Annotated in this window: 18 protein-coding genes and 1 tRNA gene; 14 read left to right on the forward strand and 5 right to left on the reverse strand. The window is 45.0% G+C overall.

Annotation, left to right across the window (positions count from 1 at the left end):
• Positions 1-28 precede the first annotated feature (28 nt).
• From DW251_RS10510 to DW251_RS10520, 3 genes are all read left to right on the forward strand, one after another.
• Complete coding sequence (locus DW251_RS10510; RefSeq protein ID WP_118301026.1) at positions 29-1468, forward strand: cation:proton antiporter; 1440 nt, start codon at positions 29-31, stop codon at positions 1466-1468.
• Position 1469: 1 nt separating this feature from the next.
• The gene (locus DW251_RS10515) at positions 1470-2186 is read left to right on the forward strand and encodes an MgtC/SapB family protein (RefSeq protein WP_118301027.1); all 717 of its coding nucleotides are present in this window, start codon (positions 1470-1472) and stop codon (positions 2184-2186) included.
• Positions 2187-2249: 63 nt separating this feature from the next.
• Positions 2250-2338 (forward strand) — tRNA-Ser (locus tag DW251_RS10520).
• A 194-nt stretch (positions 2339-2532) separates the two neighbouring features.
• On the opposite strand, the gene DW251_RS10525 is transcribed toward DW251_RS10520, so the two are convergent.
• Positions 2533-3420, reverse strand: a complete 888-nt coding sequence (locus DW251_RS10525) for an RsiV family protein (protein WP_021868999.1) — start codon at positions 3418-3420, stop codon at positions 2533-2535.
• A 19-nt stretch (positions 3421-3439) separates the two neighbouring features.
• Complete coding sequence (locus DW251_RS10530) at positions 3440-3937, reverse strand: sigma-70 family RNA polymerase sigma factor (protein ID WP_021868998.1); 498 nt, start codon at positions 3935-3937, stop codon at positions 3440-3442.
• Positions 3938-4147: 210 nt separating this feature from the next.
• On the opposite strand from DW251_RS10530, the gene DW251_RS10535 reads away from it, so the two are divergent.
• Positions 4148-4771: a peptidoglycan recognition family protein gene (locus DW251_RS10535; protein WP_243034925.1), complete on the forward strand. Its 624-nt coding sequence runs from the start codon at positions 4148-4150 to the stop codon at positions 4769-4771.
• 74 nt (positions 4772-4845) lie between these two features.
• Here the strand turns inward: DW251_RS10535 and DW251_RS10540 are convergent, their stop codons facing one another.
• Positions 4846-5661 (reverse strand): histidinol-phosphatase HisJ family protein, encoded by an 816-nt coding sequence (locus DW251_RS10540; protein ID WP_118301031.1) that lies wholly within the window; start codon positions 5659-5661, stop codon positions 4846-4848.
• Between the two features lie 312 nt (positions 5662-5973).
• On the opposite strand from DW251_RS10540, the gene gap reads away from it, so the two are divergent.
• The 4 genes from gap (at position 5974) to gpmI (ending at position 10982) form a co-directional block, all read left to right on the forward strand.
• Positions 5974-7005, forward strand: coding sequence for a type I glyceraldehyde-3-phosphate dehydrogenase (gene gap, locus DW251_RS10545; protein ID WP_021868995.1), 1032 nt, complete (start codon positions 5974-5976; stop codon positions 7003-7005).
• 117 nt (positions 7006-7122) lie between these two features.
• Positions 7123-8343: a phosphoglycerate kinase gene (locus DW251_RS10550; protein ID WP_021868994.1), complete on the forward strand. Its 1221-nt coding sequence runs from the start codon at positions 7123-7125 to the stop codon at positions 8341-8343.
• A gap of 95 nt (positions 8344-8438) precedes the next feature.
• Complete coding sequence (gene tpiA, locus DW251_RS10555; protein ID WP_118301032.1) at positions 8439-9191, forward strand: triose-phosphate isomerase; 753 nt, start codon at positions 8439-8441, stop codon at positions 9189-9191.
• A 246-nt stretch (positions 9192-9437) separates the two neighbouring features.
• Entirely contained in the window at positions 9438-10982 is a 1545-nt protein-coding gene (gene gpmI / locus DW251_RS10560) for a 2,3-bisphosphoglycerate-independent phosphoglycerate mutase (protein WP_118301034.1), read from the forward strand.
• Positions 10983-11177: 195 nt separating this feature from the next.
• On the opposite strand, the gene DW251_RS10565 is transcribed toward gpmI, so the two are convergent.
• Together DW251_RS10565 and DW251_RS10570 are read right to left on the reverse strand one after the other, a co-directional pair.
• On the reverse strand, positions 11178-12578 hold the full coding sequence (locus DW251_RS10565; RefSeq protein WP_347474654.1) for a tyrosine phenol-lyase: 1401 nt from the start codon (positions 12576-12578) through the stop codon (positions 11178-11180).
• Positions 12579-12678: 100 nt separating this feature from the next.
• Positions 12679-14166: an alanine/glycine:cation symporter family protein gene (locus DW251_RS10570; protein ID WP_118301036.1), complete on the reverse strand. Its 1488-nt coding sequence runs from the start codon at positions 14164-14166 to the stop codon at positions 12679-12681.
• 502 nt (positions 14167-14668) lie between these two features.
• Here DW251_RS10570 and DW251_RS10575 point away from each other — a divergent pair.
• The 6 genes from DW251_RS10575 to DW251_RS10600 all read left to right on the forward strand — a co-directional run bounded on the left by DW251_RS10575 (position 14669) and on the right by DW251_RS10600 (position 21880).
• Positions 14669-15343: a GntR family transcriptional regulator gene (locus DW251_RS10575; RefSeq protein WP_021868989.1), complete on the forward strand. Its 675-nt coding sequence runs from the start codon at positions 14669-14671 to the stop codon at positions 15341-15343.
• A gap of 33 nt (positions 15344-15376) precedes the next feature.
• Positions 15377-16246 carry a DegV family protein gene (locus DW251_RS10580; RefSeq protein ID WP_118301038.1) on the forward strand — a complete coding sequence of 290 codons (870 nt, stop codon included), beginning with the start codon at positions 15377-15379 and terminating at the stop codon, positions 16244-16246.
• Position 16247: 1 nt separating this feature from the next.
• Positions 16248-17717, forward strand: a complete 1470-nt coding sequence (locus DW251_RS10585; RefSeq protein WP_021868987.1) for a HAMP domain-containing sensor histidine kinase — start codon at positions 16248-16250, stop codon at positions 17715-17717.
• Positions 17714-18661 carry a GerMN domain-containing protein gene (locus DW251_RS10590; RefSeq protein ID WP_021868986.1) on the forward strand — a complete coding sequence of 316 codons (948 nt, stop codon included), beginning with the start codon at positions 17714-17716 and terminating at the stop codon, positions 18659-18661. Before DW251_RS10585 ends, DW251_RS10590 begins: the two co-directional genes overlap by 4 nt.
• A 61-nt stretch (positions 18662-18722) precedes the next feature.
• A complete protein-coding gene (locus tag DW251_RS10595) occupies positions 18723-21176 on the forward strand; it encodes a DNA internalization-related competence protein ComEC/Rec2 (RefSeq protein ID WP_118301040.1) in 2454 nt (817 codons plus the stop codon).
• A gap of 95 nt (positions 21177-21271) precedes the next feature.
• Positions 21272-21880 carry a GNAT family N-acetyltransferase gene (locus tag DW251_RS10600; protein ID WP_118301042.1) on the forward strand — a complete coding sequence of 203 codons (609 nt, stop codon included), beginning with the start codon at positions 21272-21274 and terminating at the stop codon, positions 21878-21880.
• Positions 21881-21996: the final 116 nt, after the last annotated feature.

Raw genomic sequence — 21996 nt, forward strand, 5'->3', positions numbered from 1 at the left:
CACACAAGGAAAACGAGGGGGTTATAGCATGAAGTCATTTTTATTTTACCATGCAACAAGCCAGGCATCGGTGGTCATTATCACCATTGCACTGATGCTGTTTGTTGGTTATCTTATGACCCGCATCACCAGAAAGTTTAAACTGCCAAATGTAACGGGGTACATTCTGGCAGGGATCCTTATGGGACCCTACTGTCTGGATATGGTGCCGGTGAAGGTCATAGATGGGATGGATTTTCTTTCAGATATCGCGCTTGCTTTTATTGCATTCAGCACAGGGGAATTTTTTCGCTTTTCCGTGTTAAAGAAAAACGGCTGGAAGGTGATCGTGATCACGGTTATGGAAGCGGTGCTGGCATCGGTATGTGTATTTGCAGCGGTTTATGGGGTGCTCCACTTAAATCTGGCATTTTCCATTGTACTGGCAGCTCTGGCATCAGCTACAGCTCCTGCGTCCACCATCATGACCATCCGTCAGACCGGAGCGAAGGGAGATTTTGTTGATACTCTTTTGCAGGTGGTGGCATTGGATGATGTGGTTGGTCTGGTGGAGTACAGTGCGGCTATTTCTATTGCGCTGGCAGCTCTTTCCGGGACTGGTGGTTTCCAGGTGGGAAATATCTTAAAACCGATCCTGATCAATGGGGCAGTACTGGTGTTAGGCGGTATTTTTGGCTGGCTGTTAAAATGCATGATGCCAAAGAAAAAATACAAAGACAACCGGCTGATCATATCGGTGGCAGCACTGTTTGCTTTTTGCGGAATCTGTTCTCTGGCAGATGTATCCCCTCTTCTGGGATGTATGTCCATGGGAACCATTTATATTAATTTATCTGATGATGATAAGCTGTTTAAACAGTTAAATTATTTCAGTCCGCCGATCCTGCTTTTGTTTTTTGTACGGTCCGGACTTTCCTTCCGGTTAGATGCGCTTCTTAATCCCTCAGCAGGAGAAGACGGGGCTTCCCTTTTAGTGATCGGAGTGGCATATTTCCTGACACGTGTCATAGGAAAATACGCAGGTGCTTATTTAGGCTGTCTTGCAGTACATAAGAAAAAACAGGTGCGCAATTATCTGGGGCTGGCACTGGTGCCTCAGGCAGGCGTAGCCATTGGTCTGGCGGCTCTGGGAGCAAGAACTTTAGGCGGTCAGATGGGGATTGATCTGCAGACCGTTATTCTTGCATCCAGTGTACTTTATGAACTGACGGGTCCGGCATGCGCAAAATTGTCCCTGTATCTGTCCGGATCCTATGGGGATATTGAACTGCCAAAAGAGGCGAAAGAAAAAGATCCGGTGACCCGGTTGGAAATGCTGATCGAGCGGATCCATGAGATCCAGCAGGAAATACCGGAAACAGAAGAGAATATTTCTCCGGAAGAACAGGCATTTTTGGAAGCTGCCAATGAGCAGTACGAAGCAGTGGGGGCGCTGCGCAATCATTTAAGAGCAAGGAGGACGTATTGATATGGGACATATAACAGCAGAACTGACAAAGGGATGGATGATGGAAGGAATAGGAATGCAGGTGATCCTGCGGATCCTATTATCACTGGCGCTGGCGGCGATCATTGGATGTGAACGCTCCAGCAAGCGTCATTCCGCAGGTATGAGGACTTTTATGCTGGTCAGTGTATCTGCTACAGCAGCCGTGTTCACAGATCTGTATCTGTCCAGTGAATTTTCTTTTGGGATCCCTGTTATTTCAGGAGCGGCCGTTGTGGGCATTGCCATGTTAAGCGGCAACTCCATTCTTTTCAGTTCCAAGAACCAGATCAAGGGACTGACTACATCTGCAGCACTCTGGGCCTGCGGTTTTATGGGCTTAATGGTTGGGGCCGGAATGTATATTTCCGCATTTGTGATCTTTATGGCACTTCTTTGTGGGATTTCCCTGTTCCCATCTGCAGAGCGTTATTTAAAAGACCGTTCCAATCATTTTGAGGTGCATCTGGAATTAAAGAGCAGTTTCAAACTTCAGGATTTTGTAGCGACGATCCGTAAACTGGGGATCCGCATTGATGATATTGAGGCAAATCCGGCTTATTTAAATTCCGGTCTCAGCGTGTATACGGTTTCTCTGACTGTGGACAGTCAGGAACTGAAAAAAGATAAAAAACACAGTGACATCATTGAAGCACTGCGCTCTCTTGATTACATTTACTATATAGAAGAAATCAAATAAAAACGATTTGCCTACTACCCAAAGCAGGAAAAGTATTGTATAATTAACAAGTTAGCAATAACAGGAGGAATACCCAAGTGGTTGAAGGGTCTGGCTTCGAACACCAGTAGGTCGGTAGCACCGGCGCAAGGGTTCAAATCCCTTTTCCTCCGTAAATAAGAATGTGCCTTGGCACATTCTCGCGCCGAGCGCGGTCGCTTGCGACAAACTTCCTCATTGCGCGAGTGCGCATCGTTGGCAGGTCGTGCCTTTTTGTGTACTAGAGAGTTCCAACGGAATTTCCTAGTACATAAGAAAACAGCCGCAGGAAATGCACCTTTGATGTGTTCCTGCGGCTGTTTTGCTATTATTTCAGATCACCGGTTACAGACTGGGGAATGGTAAACTCCACAGCTCCCATATAAGCCGGGGCTACCTCGGTCTCGTCAAAAGTAATGACCAGTTCTCCTTTTTCATTAAAATAGAAGCTTTCATCACCTTTTAATTCCTTAAAATCCCATTCCGGCATGTCACTGTCAATAAAATAAGTAACAGAGGAGTCGGCAGCCATCTGCTGTTTCATCTGTTCTTTTATGTTGTCGCTGATGGCAGTGAGCATTTCCGGTTTGTTTTTAAATAAATCAGAAAGAGAAATAATATCACCAGTGGTCTTATCAATGGTAAATACCTTGGTGTATTCGGTTCCGCTTGCCATCACAAGGGTGGTGTCAATGCGCAGGCACAGGTATCTGTCTGTGTCAGTTACTACCTTGTAAGTAGAAGTGAGAGAGTAGTTGCCTTCTCCCTGGGATGCCCGAAGATCCTTTTCGTACTGGGCGATCAGTTCATTTGCGTAGTCTTCAATGGAGCGGTTTACAGCTTCCGGTGCAGAGTCTATTTCCGGAATATCCACTTTGGCTTCAAAATGATTGGTCTTATCTTCGTATGTACGTAAAGTGACCACTTTTGCAATGGCACCGATCACCGGCAGGTTTGTCATGGCATTGGCAATGGTTGGGCTTACGTTGGTGACAATGGCCAGAGCTACTACAGCAGCGGCAGCAGTAGTGCCGGTGGTGCGTAAAATACGGAAAAATGGGTTGTGTTTTTTATTCATGGTTTTTCCTTTCTGGATACCTGACATGATACGTGCTTTTGCGGCTTCTGGAACGGGAATGTTGTTATATTCCTGCTTTAAAGACTCCAGTTTATCTAAATCATCAAAATATTCTAAATTACGATCCTGTTCTTTCATTAATATGTGCTCCTTTCTTTTAAAAACTGGCAGTGCCGTCTAAATGGATCCGAAGCTTTTTTAACGACCGGTATAATCTTGCTTTTACGGTGTTTACATTTTCGGCTACCGCAAGGGCAATGTCCTCTAATTTCATATCTTCAAAATAGCGAAGGATGATGATGGTGCGGTTTTTCGGTTCCAAATGGTTCAGTGCTTCTTTTAAGTCAAATTCCTCATATGTATCTTCTGTTGCCGTTTCAGGAAGTTCCTCGGCAGGCTGCTCTTTTGTCCGGCTTCGCAGCAGGTCCAGGCTTGTATTTACTACGATCCGGCACAGCCATGGAAAAAGTTTTTCTGTATCCTTTAAATTTTTACACTGTGTAATGGCTTTACAGGCACTTTCCTGGACGATATCCAAAGCGTCTGCTTCGTTATGTACATAACTGTAGGCCAGGCGGTAAAGGCGCTCATATTGGTCAATGAGCATTTTTTCCGTCTGCGCGGTTATTTGTTTTGTCTGATCAGAATGGTTCATGATATGTTCTCCTTTCATGTCTTACACTTATTAGACGCATGAACCGGGAAAAAAGTTGCAAAAGATATTATAATCTTCATAAAATTTACTGCAAGTCCTTAAGAAGTTCTTCATTGAGTTTTTCAGGGAATAATGTTATATTGGAAAAAAGATAAGATACAGGGGATAGATAACTTGGAAAAGCGAGAACGAAAGGTGATAACCTTTCCTATGGCGGCCGTTTTTATGGCAATGATGATCGGTATTCTCACCGGTCTTGGAAGCGGCTATTGTATATGGGGAAGAGAGCCTGAAAATACAATTGATCTGAAAGCAGTGGAAATGCCTGACTGGGTACAGCAGGATTTTTTGCGGAAAAATATTTTTTCCCGCCCGGATGTGACCCGCAGGCAGGTGAAAAATATTGTGATCCATTATGTGGGAAATCCGGGAACCAGTGCAAAGGCTACCAGAAACTATTTTGACGGTCTGGCAGACCAGGATGCACAGAAAGAGGGGGTTTCTTCCAGCAGCCATTTTGTAGTGGGACTGGACGGGGAAGTGATCCAGTGCATTCCCATTGATGAGGTGGCATATGCCAATGCTCCCAGAAATGACGATACGCTTTCCATTGAAGTCTGTCATGCGGATGATACAGGCAAGTTTAATGACGCTTCTTATGAGTCAGTGGTGAAATTGACAGCATGGCTCTGCAAACAGTTAAAACTTAAAAGTTCCGATGTGGTCCGTCATTATGATATTAATGGAAAACAGTGCCCGAAGTATTATGTAGAAGATAAAGAAGCCTGGAAACAGTTAAGAGAAGATGTAAAAGAGCAGATGAAGGCAGATTAATGGAGCCGTCTTGCAAATGTCATTGGCACGATACATGGATCTGTAAAAAACTCTGTAAAAAAGCGGAGACGCCCCTATAATGGGAGCATCTCCGCTTTTCTTTCGTGGAATACTGTATAATAGCGGAAACCATATTCTTTTAACATTTCCCGGCAGTAGTCAAAGCCGATGCCTAAAGTTTCCGGCGTATGGGCGTCAGAGCCAATGGTGATCCCTTCACCGCCCAGTTCTTTATAGAGACGGAAAACATCAGCACATGGATTGGTGTTTCCCAGTCCATAGCGGATGCCGCCTGTGTTACATTCCAGGCATTTTCCATTTTCAATAAGAAGTTTTAAAAGAGGACGGATATAGGGTTCGTAATCATTCCAGGAATAAAATTCATTTTTATGGGGAGCATATCTTACAACATAGTCCAGGTGGCCATAGGAGTCGAAAGTATCAAGGAGGTTTTGTACCCGCTTAAGGGATACTTCAAAAAATGCACGAAATCCTTCTTTTTCCTCGAAATGTTTCCAGTATTCCCTTTCATATGGATCCATCCGGTCTACGAAATGGCTGGAACCAAGGACAAAATCAAATTCCTTTCCCAAGGTTTTGGCAAAATCGTGGAGATACTCACCTACATGGTTTTGTAATCCTAATTCGATCCCTATATTTAAACGGATCCGTCCAGCGTATTCGTCCCGTATTTTGCGTAAACTTTCTATATAAGAAGGAATGTCTAACGTAAAATCGTCAGGACAGAATTCGCTGCCGTAATCATGATGATCGGTAATACAGATCTCTTTCATTCCAAGGGAGATGGCTTTTTCTAACTGATCCCGTACCGGGGTTTCGGAGTCTGCGGAAAATTCTGTGTGGAGATGGCAGTCATAAATGGCATCCATAGTGATATGCCTCCTTTTTATCATATTGCGTTTGTATCCATAAAAGCACATATCTGCCCCACGGGGAGTGCGGCAGCTGTATTCGTCTCTCACATTATACTCATAAACTGCCACAATAACAAGTCTATGCCCCACCCTTCTATTGAGAAAATAAAAATGCGCTGAAAATTAATGGAATTTATGAGAGAAAATAGTCAGAATGGCAGAAACAAAAAAAAGGCTTGCTATTTTGGATAAAATTGAGTACAATGTAGGCAGTTGATTAATATTTAACAAATAATATTTTTTTAACAAACTAGGAGGAATTGAATCATGGCAGTAAAAGTTGCAATTAATGGTTTCGGACGTATTGGACGTCTGGCTTTCCGTCAGATGTTCGGAGCAGAGGGTTACGAGGTAGTAGCAATCAACGACTTAACCGATCCTAAGATGTTAGCACATCTGTTAAAGTATGATACAGCACAGGGTGGATACGCTGGACGCATTGGCGAAGGCAAGCACACTGTAGAGGCTGGAGAAGATTCCATCACAGTTGACGGCAAGAAGATCACTATCTACAAAGAGCCAAAGGCTGCTGACCTTCCATGGGGCGAACTTGGCGTAGATGTAGTATTAGAGTGCACTGGCTTCTATACTTCCAAGGAAAAAGCACAGGCTCATATCGATGCAGGCGCTAAGAAGGTTGTTATTTCCGCACCAGCTGGAAAAGACTTAAAGACCATCGTTTACTCTGTAAATGAGAAGACTCTGACAGCAGAAGATACCATCATCTCCGCTGCATCTTGCACCACCAACTGCTTAGCACCTATGGCTAAGGCATTAAATGACTACGCTCCAATCCAGAGCGGTATCATGAGCACCATCCACGCTTACACCGGCGACCAGATGATCCTTGACGGACCACACAGAAAGGGCGACTTAAGAAGAGCACGCGCAGGCGCAGCTAACATCGTTCCTAACTCTACTGGCGCAGCTAAGGCAATCGGCCTGGTTATCCCAGAACTGAACGGCAAGCTGATCGGTTCCGCACAGCGTGTACCTGTACCAACCGGTTCTACCACAATCTTAACAGCTGTTGTTAAGAAGGCAGACGTAACTGCAGAAGAGATCAACGCTGCTATGAAGGCTGCTGCATCTGAGTCCTTCGGATACAATGAAGATCCGATCGTATCTTCTGACGTTATCGGTATGAGATATGGTTCTCTGTTTGATGCAACCCAGACTATGGTTTCCCATATCGCTGATGATCTGTATGAAGTACAGGTTGTTTCATGGTATGACAACGAGAATTCTTACACCAGCCAGATGGTAAGAACTATCAAGTACTTCGCTGAGTTAGCATAATCCAGATCATAAATCCAGATTTTAAAGACTCATAAGGGGTCCGGTCTTTAGGACCGGGCCCTTTTTTCGCGAAATAAATTTATCTATTTGCGAGTTTACTGAAAGGAGATATCCACCATGTTAAACAAGAAATCAATCGATGATATCAATGTAAAGGGAAGAAGAGTTTTAGTCCGCTGCGACTTCAACGTACCGTTAAAGAACGGCGAGATCACAGATGAGACCCGTATCGTAGCAGCTCTGCCAACCATCCAGAAGCTGATTAACGACGGCGCAAAGGTTATCCTGTGCTCCCACTTAGGAAAAGTTAAAAATGGCCCGAACGAAGGCGAGTCTTTAGCTCCAGTAGCAAAGAGACTGTCTGAGAAATTAGGCAAGGAAGTTGTTTTCGTATCTGATTACAATGTAACCGGCGAAGCAGCTACCAAGGCTGTAGAAGCTATGAAGGAAGGCGATGTAGTTCTTCTGCAGAATACACGTTTCCGCGGCGCTGAAGAGACCAAGAACGGCGAAGAGTTCAGCAAGGAACTGGCTGATCTGGCTGATGATTATGTATGCGACGCATTCGGTTCCTCCCACAGAGCACATGCTTCTGTAGCAGGCGTTACCAAGTTCATCTCTGCAAAGGGCGGCTCCAACGTAGTTGGTTACTTAATGCAGAAAGAGATCGATTTCTTAGGAAATGCAGTTGAAAATCCAGTAAGACCTTTCGTTGCTATCTTAGGCGGTGCTAAGGTTGCTGATAAGTTAAATGTTATCTCTAACCTCCTTGAAAAGTGCGATACACTGATCATCGGCGGTGGTATGGCATTCACCTTCTTAAAGGCTGAAGGCAAAGAGATCGGTAAGTCCTTAGTAGACGATACCAAGTTAGATTACTGCAAGGAAATGATGGCAAAGGCTGAGAAGCTTGGCAAGAAGCTTTTACTTCCAGTAGATGCTGTAGTAGCAGCTTCCTTCCCAGATCCGATCGATGCTGAGATCCCTGTAGAGAACGTTTCTGTAGACGCTATCCCAGATGACAAGATGGGTCTGGATATCGGTGCAGAAAGCGCAAAGCTGTATGCTGAAGCTGTTAAGAGCGCTAAGACCGTTGTTTGGAACGGACCGATGGGCGTATTCGAGAACCCTGTTCTTGCAAAGGGAACCATCGCAGTAGCTCAGGCTTTAGCTGATACTGACGCAACTACCATTATCGGTGGTGGTGACTCTGCAGCAGCAGTAAATCAGTTAGGATTTGCTGATAAGATGAGCCACATCTCTACCGGCGGCGGCGCTTCTCTGGAATTCCTGGAAGGAAAGGAACTGCCAGGCGTAGCTGCAGCAGATGACAAATAAAGATAACTGATATTGCAGGCGGCTGTTTTAGAAATAACTGGGGATAAAAACAGACCGCCTGTGAGTCGTGTATGTGTATAAAGGAGACGGAAGTTATGGCAAGAAAGAAGATCATCGCAGGCAACTGGAAGATGAACATGACACCTTCTGAGGCAGTTGCTCTTGTAAACGAATTAAAACCATTAGTAGTAAATGATGAAGTAGATGTAGTATTCTGTGTACCGGCTATTGATATCATTCCGGCAATGGAAGCAGCAAAGGAAACCAATATCCAGATCGGTGCTGAGAACATGTATTTTGAGGAAAAGGGCGCTTATACAGGCGAGATCTCCCCAAACATGTTAAATGACGCAGGCGTTAAGTATGTGATCATCGGCCACTCTGAGAGAAGAGAGTACTTTGCTGAAACAAATGAGACCGTAAACAAGAAAGTATTAAAGGCATTTGAGCATGGAATTACTCCTATCATCTGCTGCGGTGAATCTTTAACTCAGAGAGAGCAGGGCATTACCATTGACTGGATCCGTCAGCAGATCAAGATCGCTTTCTTAAACGTAACAGCAGATCAGGCAAAGACAGCTGTTATCGCTTACGAGCCGATCTGGGCTATCGGAACCGGTAAGGTAGCAACCACAGATCAGGCTGAAGAAGTATGCGCAGCGATCCGCGCATGCATCGGTGAGATCTATGATGAGGCAACTGCACAGGCTATCCGTATCCAGTATGGCGGTTCTGTATCAGCAGCAAGCGCACCAGAACTGTTTGCACAGCCGGATATCGACGGCGGCCTGGTAGGCGGCGCTTCCTTAAAGCCAGACTTTGGTAAGATCGTAAACTATAACAGATAATTACTCAGGACGGCGGTAAATTTGACCCAAAAAGGAGCGTCAAGCTTGCTTGTAAGCGCCTTTTTGGGGCAGATTTCACATTGGAGTGATCTCTGATGCTTCTTGTGCGGCAAAGCCGTGCAAGAAGATGCGCCGTCCGGGTGGTTGCGAATTTAGCCCTGGGGTCGTGAAAACGGGTCTCAGGGCATTTGTATCCATTTTATAAAGCCTTAGTAAAAAAGGCAGATTTAAGAGGAGAAAACAGATATGAGCAAGAAACCAGTAGTATTAATGATCCTGGACGGCTATGGACTGAATGATAACTGTGAGCACAACGCAGTATGCGAAGGAAAAACTCCTGTTATGGATCAGTTAATGAGCCAGTGTCCATTTGTAAAAGGCCAGGCAAGCGGCCTTGCAGTAGGACTTCCGGAAGGACAGATGGGTAACTCCGAGGTAGGACACTTAAATATGGGCGCAGGCCGTGTTGTATACCAGGAGCTGACAAGAATTACCAAGTCGATCAACGACGGTGATTTCTTTAATGTACCAGAATTTTTAACAGCAGTAGAAAACTGCAAGAAAAACAATTCCGCTCTGCACCTGTTCGGTCTGGTATCTACCGGCGGTGTACACAGCCACTTAAATCATATTTACGGCCTGTTAGAGCTGGCAAAGAGAAATGGCCTGGAAAAAGTATATGTACACTGCTTCTTAGACGGTCGTGACACACCACCGGAATCCGGCAAGGAATTTGTTACTGAGCTGGAAGCAAAGATGGCAGAGCTTGGCACAGGCAAGGTAGCATCTGTTATGGGACGTTACTATGCAATGGACCGTGATAAGAGATGGGATCGTGTAGAGTTAGCTTACAAGGCTCTTACAAAGGGCGAAGGAAATACAGCAGCAAGCGCTACTGAAGGCATCCAGGCTTCCTATGATGCAGGAAAGTCCGATGAGTTCGTTGTACCATTTGTAGTTACTGAAAACGGAAAAGCACTGGCAACGATCAATGACGGTGACTCCGTTATCTTCTTTAACTTCCGTCCGGACCGTGCAAGAGAGATCACCCATGCATTCTGCGATGACAATTTTGACGGTTTTGCAAGAGAGAAGAAGTTAGACCTGGTATATGTATGCTTCACCGATTATGATGAAACCATTACCAACAAACTGGTTGCATTTAAGAAAGAGTCCATTACCAATACCTTTGGCGAGTTCCTGGCAGCAAACGGCAAGAAGCAGGTAAGAATTGCTGAGACGGAAAAATATGCTCACGTTACCTTCTTCTTTAACGGCGGCGTAGAAGAGCCAAACGAAGGGGAAGACCGCATCCTGGTTCCTTCTCCAAAGGAAGTTGCTACCTACGACTTAAAGCCGGAGATGAGCGCTTACGGCGTATGCGATAAGTTAACTGAGGCGATCAAGTCCGGCAAATATGATGTGATCATCATCAACTTCGCTAACCCGGATATGGTTGGACATACAGGCGTAGAAGCAGCAGCAATCAAGGCAATCGAAGTAGTAGATGAGTGTGTAGGCCGTGCTGTAGAAGCATTAAAGGAAGTAAACGGCGTTATGTTTATCTGTGCTGACCACGGAAATGCAGAGCAGTTAGTAGACTATGAGACGGGAGAGCCATACACCGCTCATACTACCAACCCGGTTCCATTTATCCTGGTAAATGCAGACGCTGACATGAAGCTTCGTGAAGGCGGCGCACTGTGCGATATCGCACCGACCCTGATCGAATTAATGGGTATGGAGCAGCCAAAAGAGATGACTGGTAAGTCACTGATCGTTAGAAAGTAATAAGTAAAAATAAGCAGACGCGCCTTTAGGGCGCGTTTGTTGTATATATAATGTATGGGTCCATGAAACGGCCTACTAAATGTGACGGGAATTATAAATGCATTGCATCAAAAATCCGGAGGCAGCCCATGTGGGCCGCCCCCGGATTTTTTAGGAGTAACTGCTATAAATAAGAGGTGATTGCGTGCTTTCTTATTAGAAGCCCTTAATGAGTTCGCCGTTCTTTGGCTCGAAACGTCCAGTGAAGAAGCGGAGAACTTCTGGCTCGTAAACCCATTTCAGACCGCTGATGTCATGTCTTCTCTGGTACAGGCCGATGATAGCGTCAGCAACATAATCCATATGAGCGTATGTATAAACACGACGCGGGATTGTAAGACGAACGGTTTCCAGTTTCGGAACGTGGTTTTCACGGGTGTGTGGATCACGTCCTGCAGAGATGATGCCGCGCTCCATTGTACGAACGCCGGAGAACTCGTAGATTGCTGCGGAGAGTGCCTGAGCTGGGAAGTCCTCTTCCTGATCTAAGTGATCTAAGAATGCTCTTGCATCTACGAAGATCGCGTGTCCGCCGTAAGGTTTAACCATTGGAACACCTGCTGCGTCTAACTTTTCGCCCAGGTAACGGATCTGGTTTACACGGTGGCTGATGTAATCGAAGTTCATGGACTCGCGAAGACCAATAGCCATTGCTTCCATATCTCTTCCTGCCATACCGCCGTAAGAAGGCATTCCTTCAAACTGTACAACCATTCCAGTTGCGCGAACATACAGGTCATGATCGTTCATACACAGGAAACCACCGATGTTGGTTAAGCAGTCTTTCTTACCAGACATTGTACAGCCATCGCCGTAGGAGAACATTTCATGAACGATCTCTTTGATGGTCTTGTTCTCGTAGCCAGGTTCACGGGTCTTGATAAAGTATGCGTTCTCAACGCAACGGGTAGCATCGTACATAACCTTGATGCCGTATTTGTGAGCCAGTTCGGAAACAGCTTTGATATTAGCCATGGAAACAGGCTGTCCACCTGCCAGGTTTACGGTAACAGCGAGGCAGATATAAGGAATGTGCTCTGCGCCAACTTCGTCGATCAGTGCCTGGAATTTATTTAAGTCGATGTTGCCCTTGAAATCAAGGATTGCACTTGGATCGTGAGCTTCGTCGATGATAACATCACGGAAAGTAGCACCATTGCGCTCCTGATGGAAACGGGTGGTAGTAAAGTACATGTTGCCTGGAACATAATCGCCTGGCTTGATGGTCAGAGAGGAGAGAATGTTCTCTGCGCCACGTCCCTGATGAGTAGGAACTACATATTTAAAGCCAAACAGTTCACGAACAGTTTCTTCCAGGTGATAGAAGTTGCGGGATCCACCGTAAGCTTCGTCGCCTAACATAAGGCCAGCCCACTGATGATCACTCATTGCATTGGTTCCGGAGTCAGTTAAAAGGTCGATAAAGCATTCTTCAGACTTTAATAAGAATGTATTGTAACCAGCAGTCTTGATCGCTTCTTTACGCTCTTCTTTGTCTAAGCGTGCCATGTTCTCTACCATTTTGATCTTGAAAGGCTCCGGCGCAAATTTCATCATATCCATGTTCTTCTCCATTAAAAAATCCTCCTATTATATAGTTTTTATATAGTTTTTTGCAGCGCAACATTACGCTTTTTGCTTAATTAATAATATGTTTTTATGCTTTTTTCTTCTTATAATTAGTTTCGTAATCCTTTAAGGCATTGATGGCCTGGCCGGAGAGTGGGACGATCGCGATCATATTAAATACTGTCATAAGGCCTACGCCAAGGTCGCCAAGTTCCCAGACAAATTCATAGGCTGCCACGCCGCCGATAAAGAGCATGATCAGTAAAAAGATCTTGTATCCTGTCTGAGCTTTCCAGGTATCGCCGAATACGTAAGATACGTTGCAGCGGGCATAATAGAGAATGCCAAGGAAAGTGGAAAAGCTGAACAGGAAGAGTACAACTGCGATAAATACAACGCCTGCATATCCAAGGTGATGGTTCATAGCTGCCTGTAAAAGGTCCATTCCCATAAGACCTTCGATCTTTTCAGCCGGAGCTAAAAGCATCAGGAATGCGGAACAGCTGCAGATCACTAATGTATCGATAAAAACACCAAGTGCCTGGATAAGGCCCTGTTTTACCGGATGGCTGACTTCTGCTGCGGCTGCAGCACATGGAGCAGAACCACTACCTGCTTCATTTGAGAAAAGTCCGCGCTTTACGCCGTTCATTACGATTACACCAAGTCCGCCGCCGGCAAACTGTCTGATACCGAATGCCTGGGAGAAAATGTTTCCAATAACAGATGGAAGCAGGGTGATGTTCTTAATGATAACGAACAGAGTTACTAAGAAGTAGGCGCCTGCCATAACAGGAACTACCATATCTAAAACCTTAACAGTTGCGTTCTTGCGAAGAACGATGACTGCGGACATAGCTACCAGAATGGTAGCAGTTGCAACCTGCGGGATACCGAATGCGTTCTGGAAGGAAGTGGTAACGGAGTTTCCGATTACCTGGCTGATACCTGCCCAGCAAAGCAGTCCGGAGAGTGCGAATGCGGTTCCTAAAAGACCGTATTTACAACCGCGGGTGTAATAAGTCTGTTCATCATCTGCCACATATTCGGCTTCTTCTTTTACGTTCTTTACGAAAACATCTTCTCGTTTGATTTTTGTCACCAGTCGGATACGGTCCATTACATAGGCAGGACCGCCGCGATAACCGCCGTAGAGTGGGTCTTTTTCTTTGTAGATCTGTGCCAGGGTAGACTCTACGAAGCTGCTGGAAGAACCAATGAGTGCGGTCAGCCACATCCAGAAAACAGCTCCTGCGCCGCCAAATGAGATAGCAGCAACAACACCGGCTAAGTTACCCATACCTACGCGGGTAGCGGTAGCAACGATCAGTGCCTGAACACCGGATATAGAGTTTTCATCTTTTTTTGCGTCGTCTTTTTCCAGTGTGACCCGGATCATTTCCGGGAACAGGCGGAATGGAAGAAATTTAGTTTTAAATGTAAAGTATAAACCCGCTGGAATAAGGATCAATACCAGAAGAGAAAGACCAAACTGAACTTCTCCCCCTGAGAATTCCAGGATAATTAAATCTCCCCATAACAGATCATTGATAGCTCCCACAAGTTTGATGATCATGTGGAGTATTCGGTTGATGAGATACACCTCCTTTTGTAATGTGTGAATTGAGGTTCACGTTGCGTCAAACCGTCAGGGCCCTCTGACATGTCTTGCACGATCATACATCTGCAGCAACCGCTGGCGGCTGGTTCTACAGATGATGTTTGATGCGTGATGCGTGATGCATCACATATCTTGTAATTCATATAATACACTATTTTGCACAAAAGTCAATGGTTATTTTAAAAAAAATTATGCAAAATAAAAAAGAAGCCGACCCTGATGGCGCAGAAGGATGGGACAGGAAGAAAAAAACGGGAAATGTGTGACGGGCGGATACACCTGTAGTTGTGATACGGAAAAAGAATGCGAGGGGCAATTTTGAAAATATATTTTGACCGTTTGCTAAAATTGTAGTATCATGAAAAAAGTAAGTGGATCCATGCGTGATGCACTGATAACAGTACAACAGAATAAAGAAAATAAGAAAAACAATTAAGAAAAGAAGGAGGCGGGGGCTATGCCCGAAAAAATCATTAAACAGACACTCAGTGAACAGATCTACAACATTCTGAAGGAAGATATTCTGTCTGGTAGGATTTTAATGGGCGATAAGCTTACCAATCGGGAACTTCAGGAGCGGTTTCAGGTTTCATCCACACCCGTGCGTGACGCCATTAACCGACTGTCAAAAGATGGACTGACCCAGGAAGTATCAAAAAGCGGAGCACAGCTTATCACCTTTGATTATTCCTACGCCAACGAACTCAATGACTTCATCACATTTTTAGCCTGTAGGGCTGTGATGCTTTCTTCCACAGAGCCTGATACAGAAAAACTGGTAGAAAAGCTTCAGATGTATGAAGAAGAAATGGCAGGAGCCAAAACATCCATGGAATACTTTGAGGCGGATTTTCGCTATCATAAGGTATTCTTTGACCATTGCGGAAACCGTTTTATGAAGGAAACCTATAAGCAGTATAATTTTATCCGGACCCTTCTTATACGTTATGCCATCCGGACCGAAGATGAACGGGATCTGGGGATCAGACAGCACCGGGGGATCACTCAGGCTTTTCAGAAAAAGGATTATGAGAAGGCAAGAAAGCTTATGGAAGAACATTATCTGTCCGGTATGCAGTTAGCAAGAGAGCATTACCGGGAAGGGGATACTTTCAGAGAAAATAAAAAATGATCAGAAATATTGGGAAACATTAAGGAGACAGTTATGAGAACAGCAATCGCTACAGACAGCAACAGCGGTATTACACAGGAGCAGGCAGCAAAATTAGGTATTTATGTGCTGCCTATGCCTTTTATGATCAATGGGGAAATGTTTTATGAAGGTGTGAACCTGACCCATGAGGAATTTTTTAAACGGATGGAAGAAGGGGCAGATATCACTACTTCCCAGCCTTCCCCAGGTGAGGTAACTGACTTCTGGGATAAGCTGTTAAAGGAATATGATGAAATTTTATATATTCCCATGTCCAGCGGTTTAAGCGGTTCCTGCCAGACAGCTATCATGCTGGCAGATGATTACGACGGAAAAGTACAGGTGGTAAACAACCAGCGTATTTCTGTTACCCAGGAGCAGTCAGCACTGGATGCAAGGGATTTAGCTGCAAAGGGATATGAGGCAGCCCAGATTAAAGAAATCTTAGAACGTACCAAGTACGAGAGCAGTATTTATATTACCCTTACTACTTTGAAATATCTGAAAAAAGGCGGACGTATCACTCCGGCTGCTGCAGCCCTGGGAACTCTCCTTCGCATTAAGCCGGTTTTAACCATTCAGGGAGAAAAACTGGATGCATTTTCAAAGGCACGTACAGCCAAGCAGGCCAAGACCATTATGCTCACTGCACTGGCAAAAGACTTAGAAGAGCGTTTTCATGACAAGAATGCGGAACATACCTATCTGGAGATCGCCCATACCTGCAATGAAGAAGGGGCAAAAGAGCTGGAAGAGGCTTTAAAAGAGCAGTATCCAGGTGCCCCGATCACCATAGCACCTCTTTCTTTAAGCATTGCCTGCCACATTGGACCAGGAAGTTTTGCAGTAGCCTGCTCCAGTAAGCTGAAGGAGCTGGAATAATTTGGAAAAAGAAAAATGGTATGAAAAGTTAAAGGCACAGGGACAGAGTATTACTGTCCCCATGACTCTTTTGATGATCGCAGTGGCTGTTATCCCTCTTTTATTACAGACATGGATCCTCATCGGCTCTTTTAAGCAGAACCAGATAGAAGCCAGGAGCATTGAGATACAGAACCAGTGTGTGATCTTAAGCAACCGAATGACCCGCTCCGGGTATATGACGGCGGATAAGGCCAATAATGTAAGCCTAGATGCCCAGATGCAGACCATAGCGGATCTGTATAATGGCCGTATCGTTATTGTCAACAGCAGTTATAAGATCATGACAGATACTTTTAATCTGTCTACAGGAAAATATTATATATCCGAAGAAGTTATCCGCTGTTTTAAAGGGGAAAGCGGCAGCAGCTTTAATAAAGAGGGTGGATATTTTTACCAGACTATCCCTGTTTATGATCCGGCAGATGAGAAAAAGATCCAGGGAGTGATCGCAGTGACTGCTTCCATGGAAAATGTTGTGTCGGTAACAGAACGGGTAAAAAGCAGTGCCCAGCTGTTCTTTCTGTGTATGGCACTGGTGGCAATCCTGTTTTCCATTATGTCAGCTCATTTCCTGGTGCGGCCTTTTAAGCGGCTCCTGCGTTCCTTTGACCGGGTGGCCCAGGGGGATCTGGATGCAGATATCAGCGAAGATGCTTACAGTGAGACCAGGCAGATGTCCCAGGCAGTGCAGAAGTCTCTTCGCAAGTTAAAAGCAGTGGACCAGTCACGTCAGGAATTTGTTTCCAATGTGTCCCATGAGTTAAAAACCCCTATTACATCCATCCGTGTACTGGCGGACTCCCTTATGGGAATGGAAGATGCGCCGGTGGAACTGTACAGGGAGTTTATGGCAGATATTTCAGATGAGATCGACCGGGAAAATCAGATCATTGAGGATCTGCTTACACTGGTGCGTATGGATAAGTCCGCAGAAAGCCAGATGAATATTTCCCAGGTGCATATCAATCATGAACTGGAAATGATCTTAAAGAGACTGCGGCCTATTGCCAAGAGAAGCAATGTAGAACTGATCCTGGAGAGCATCCGTGAAGTAACTGCAGATGTGGATAAAGTGAAATTAAACCTGGCTGTGACCAATCTGGTGGAAAATGCCATCAAGTATAATATAGACTCCGGCTGGGTCCGTGTAACACTGGATGCAGACCATAAGTATTTTTATGTTAAAGTGGCAGACTCCGGCATTGGTATCCCGGAGGACAGTGTGGACCATATTTTTGAGCGCTTTTTCCGTGTGGACAAGGCACGTTCCAGGGAAGTTGGCGGTACAGGACTGGGACTTTCGATCACAAAAAATGTGATCCAGATGCATCATGGTGTGATCGATGTGGAAAGTACACCGGGAGAGGGAACTACCTTCAGTATGCGTATCCCGTTAAATTATGTGCCAAGACAGGAGGAACGGTTATGAAACATGGAAAAAGAAAGTTTCTTCTGAGTATACTTTTAGGTGTACTGGTGGCTGCAATGGCAGTCCTTTCCGGATGTAAAGCCAGGACAGAACCAAAATCGGATCCGGGAGCCGGAAAATACCTGATCTATTATCTGAATTCCTCGGTTACGAAACTGGTTGCCCAGGAATATGAAACAGAAACAAAAGATCAGGTGGCGCTGGCAGAGGAACTGGTCGATCAGCTGACTTATGTGCCAAGGGATCTGGACTGCCAGACTGTTTTAAATGATAAAGTGTCTTTTAAAGCCTGCAGGATCGATGAACAGGTACTGTATCTGTATTTTGACGGCAGTTATACGGCTATGAAACCGGAACAGGAGATCCTTTGCAGAGCGGCCCTTGCAAGGACTATGACCCAGATACCGGGAATTGATTATATCAGTATCTACTGTGGGGACCAGCCGCTGATGGACCGTCAGGGAAATCCGGTGGGATTTATCTCAGCAGGTGATTTTATTATCAATACAAGTAATGTAAATGCCTATGAAAAGACGGAACTGACCCTGTATTTTGCAAACAGCACCGGTGACAAGCTGGTGGCAGAAAAGCGGGAAGTGGCCCACAATATCAATACGTCCATGGAGCAGCTGATCGTGGAACAGCTGATCGCAGGACCATCCGACAGCAGCCATCAGGCAGTACTGCCATCTGACTGCAAGATACTTAGTGTGTCTGTAACGGATAATATATGCTATATCAATTTTGACTCTGCTTTTTTAAACAGCAACCAGGCGGTAAATGAATATATCCCTATTTACGCCATTGTAAATTCACTGGTAGATAAAACCTCTGTTTCTAAGGTACAGATCATGGTAAACGGTTCCCAGGATGTAATGTTTCGGGAAGTGGTATCTTTGAATACGGCCTTTGAGCGGAATACGGATTATATTGAGCAGGAATAAAGGCGGATCAAAAGCGGAAAGATAAAGCGGAAATTAAGAACAAAACAGGAGAAAACAGAATATGAAACGGCCCCTTGTGGTGATAACTGCAGGCTTTGTACTTGGAGAGGTGCTTGCCCTGTGTTTGCAGGAGGCTGTATACAGAATTTGTTTCTGGTTTGCAGGAGTGCTGTTTTTGACAGTGCTTGCTGCCAGGCGTTTTTTAAGCAGGAGTGTCATATACAGGACACTTCTGCTTATTTTTGTGTTTGTTTTTGGCGGGATGACGGCAGGAAGTTTTTCAGGTGCCAGGTGCCGGGACCAGATGGAGCAGGAAGAAAAGAGGATTATCCAGGCTGGATTTGGGGATGTGGTACAGTTGGTTGGTCAGGTAGTGGATGTACGGGAAAAAAGTGAAAAACTGGAAATAATTGTAAACCAGGTAAAAGTGGGAAAGAGAGTGCGAAATATTGCTGACCCGGATAACATCCGGTGGCTGTCACTTCAATACCCGGTGCAGCTTTCTGGAACCCCAGGTGATCTGGAAGGCTGGGAAGAGAAGCTTCTTCCTGGGAAACAGGTGAAAATGGCCTGTTCTTTCCGTCTCACAGAACCTGCTAAAAATCCGGGGGAATTTGATGCAAAGCTGTATTACCGGTCAAAGGGAGTGGTGTGTACCGGTTACATAAAAGCTTTAAAAGAAAGCAGCGGGGCGGATCAGCCGTTTATGAGGCTTATTCTGTGGTTCAGACGATATTGCAGTCATGTTCTGGAAGAATACGGTGGGAAAGAAGACAGCAGTATTTATAAAGCAATGTTACTGGGTGATACCTCGTTTATGGAGAAGGATACCCTGGATCTGTACCGCAGCAGCGGGATCGCCCACTTGCTGGCAGTCAGCGGGCAGCATTTGTCACTGATCGGTGGTGGAATGTATCTGCTTCTTAGAAAGACAGTGGGAGGTTTCCGTGCTTCCGGGATAATAGGATGCGGTTTTGTGATCAGCTATGGCATATTTACCGGCTCATCCGGGTCTGCTATCCGTGCAGTCCTTATGATCTGCTGTCTGTGGCTGGCAGCAGAGCGGGGACGGACCTATGACAGTCTTTCTGCCTTAAGTTTTGCAGCGTTAGGTCTTCTGGGAAACAATCCCTATCTGATCTTTCACAGCGGTTTTCAGCTATCGTTTTCAGCGGTCCTGGCTATTTCCGGACCGGGGCAGTGGATGATCCGGGAGTATAATATTGGAAAAAACTGGGAAAAGACAGTGGTGATCAGTTTATGGGTGCAGATTTTTCTTCTGCCTGTTATGGCATGGCATTATTACCAGTATCCTCTGTATGGGATGTTTTTGAATTTTCTGGTATTGCCGTTGGTGCCGGTTTTGATGATAGCGGGGATCATGATATTGCTTACAGGAGGATTTTTGCCTTTGGCAGCAGGGACAGCTGCTAAAGTGGGGCATGTGATATTGGGTTATTATAAATGGATCTGTGAAGGTTCCCTGAAACTGCCGGGGGCAGTAAGGATAATGGGGAGGCCCGGTCCGGGACAGATCCTGGGGTATATTGTGTTGTGGGGGATAGCGGTGGCTTTATTGAGATGCCAGAGGTGGGGGCAGACCAGAAAGATCCTGAAAAAATATATAAATTTGATATTTGCAGTTGCAACTCTGCTCACAGCAGTATTGTTTAGTTTCGCTATTCTTTCTCCACACCCGGTCCGTGGTTTTGAACTTCTCTGCCTTGATGTAGGTCAGGGGGATGGTTTTTTGCTTAGGTCAGGAACAACCAACATCCTTATAGACAGCGGAAGTTCTGACCAGAAAAAACTGGGAAGCAGGACTCTTGAACCCTGCCTTAAGTCTAAAGGGATCTCCCGTTTAGATATAGCAGTCGTAAGTCATGGGGACAGTGACCATATAAGTGGTCTTTTGTATTTATTAGAGCAGAAAATGCCCATAGATTTATTAATATTGCCTGGTGGGGGAAAAGGGGGAGAGATCTACGGTCAATTGGAACAGCTGCAGACAGAAGCAGGGGGAAAAACATATTACATGCACCAGGGAGATAAGATAAAGGCCGGAGAAATGGAATTTACCTGTATTTTTGAGAAGGAGACAGAAGAAGAACGTAACGCCCATTCCCTGGTTTTATGCTCCCACTATAAAGATCTGCATATTTTATTTACCGGTGATATGGGAATATCAGAAGAGACAGAACTTTTAGATCTGGCAGAAGAAAATGGCAGCATCCAGCAGGAACATTTGGAACATGTACAGATCCTGAAAACGGCCCACCACGGTTCCAAAGGATCTTCCAGTCCTGCCTTTTTGGAAGCAATGCCTTTAAAAGCTGCTTTTATTTCCTACGGTAAAGACAATTCCTATGGACATCCATCCGGGCAGGTCACGGAGGAGATGAAGAAACAAAACATTTCCCTTTATGAAACCGGCGGAAAGGGGGCATGGACATTAGAAAGTAAAGCGAGAAACGTTATTATAAAAAGAACCGTGAAAAGCAGGGGAGAAAATTAAAATAAAAGGTTTTCAAGTAAGAAAAGAAGTGGTATTGTTATTAACAAAATTTGCAGCCCCATATGCCAGGGACTTGAATACAGGAGGCCAGAATAATGAGTGAGAAAAATGAAAATGTAAAGATCCAGGTGGCATCAGTGGAAGATGCAGAGGAGCTGCTTGCAATTTATGCTCCTTATGTAGAAAAGACAGCGATCACTTTTGAGTATGAGGTTCCGTCCGTAGAAGAATTTAAAGGACGGATTGCCCATGTATTACAGCGTTTCCCATATCTGAAAGCAGTGGAAGATGGTAAGATCCTTGGATATGCTTATGTAAGTCCTTTTAAAGAGCGGGCTGCTTATGACTGGTCAGTGGAAACATCTATTTATGTAGATGAAAATGTGAAGCACAAAGGGGTTGGAAGAAAGCTTCATGAGGTCCTGGAAGCTGTCTTAAAAGAGCAGGGCATCCTGAATATGGAAGCCTGCATCGGTTATCCGGAAGTGGAAGACGAATACCTGGATAAAAACAGTGTCAATTTCCACGCACACATGGGATACCGCATGATAGGCGAGTTCAAAAAATGTGGATACAAATTTGACCGCTGGTACAACATGGTATGGATGGAGTACATCATTGGCGAGCATCAGGCCCATATGACAGCACCGGAAAGCTTCCCGCAGATCCGGGACAGACTGAAAGAAAAATATGGTTTAGAGTAGAGTTGTAAATGCGTTGTAAGCGTCCTTCGGGGCGCTTTTGCTTTGTCTGGGGAAATTTTATTTAAAGCAGTTTTTGGAAAAAAGAAGTGTTGTTGATACAATAAATCCGTGGTAAA

This window comes from Clostridium sp. AM22-11AC (assembly GCF_003473545.1).
GTDB lineage: Bacteria > Bacillota > Clostridia > Lachnospirales > Lachnospiraceae > Enterocloster.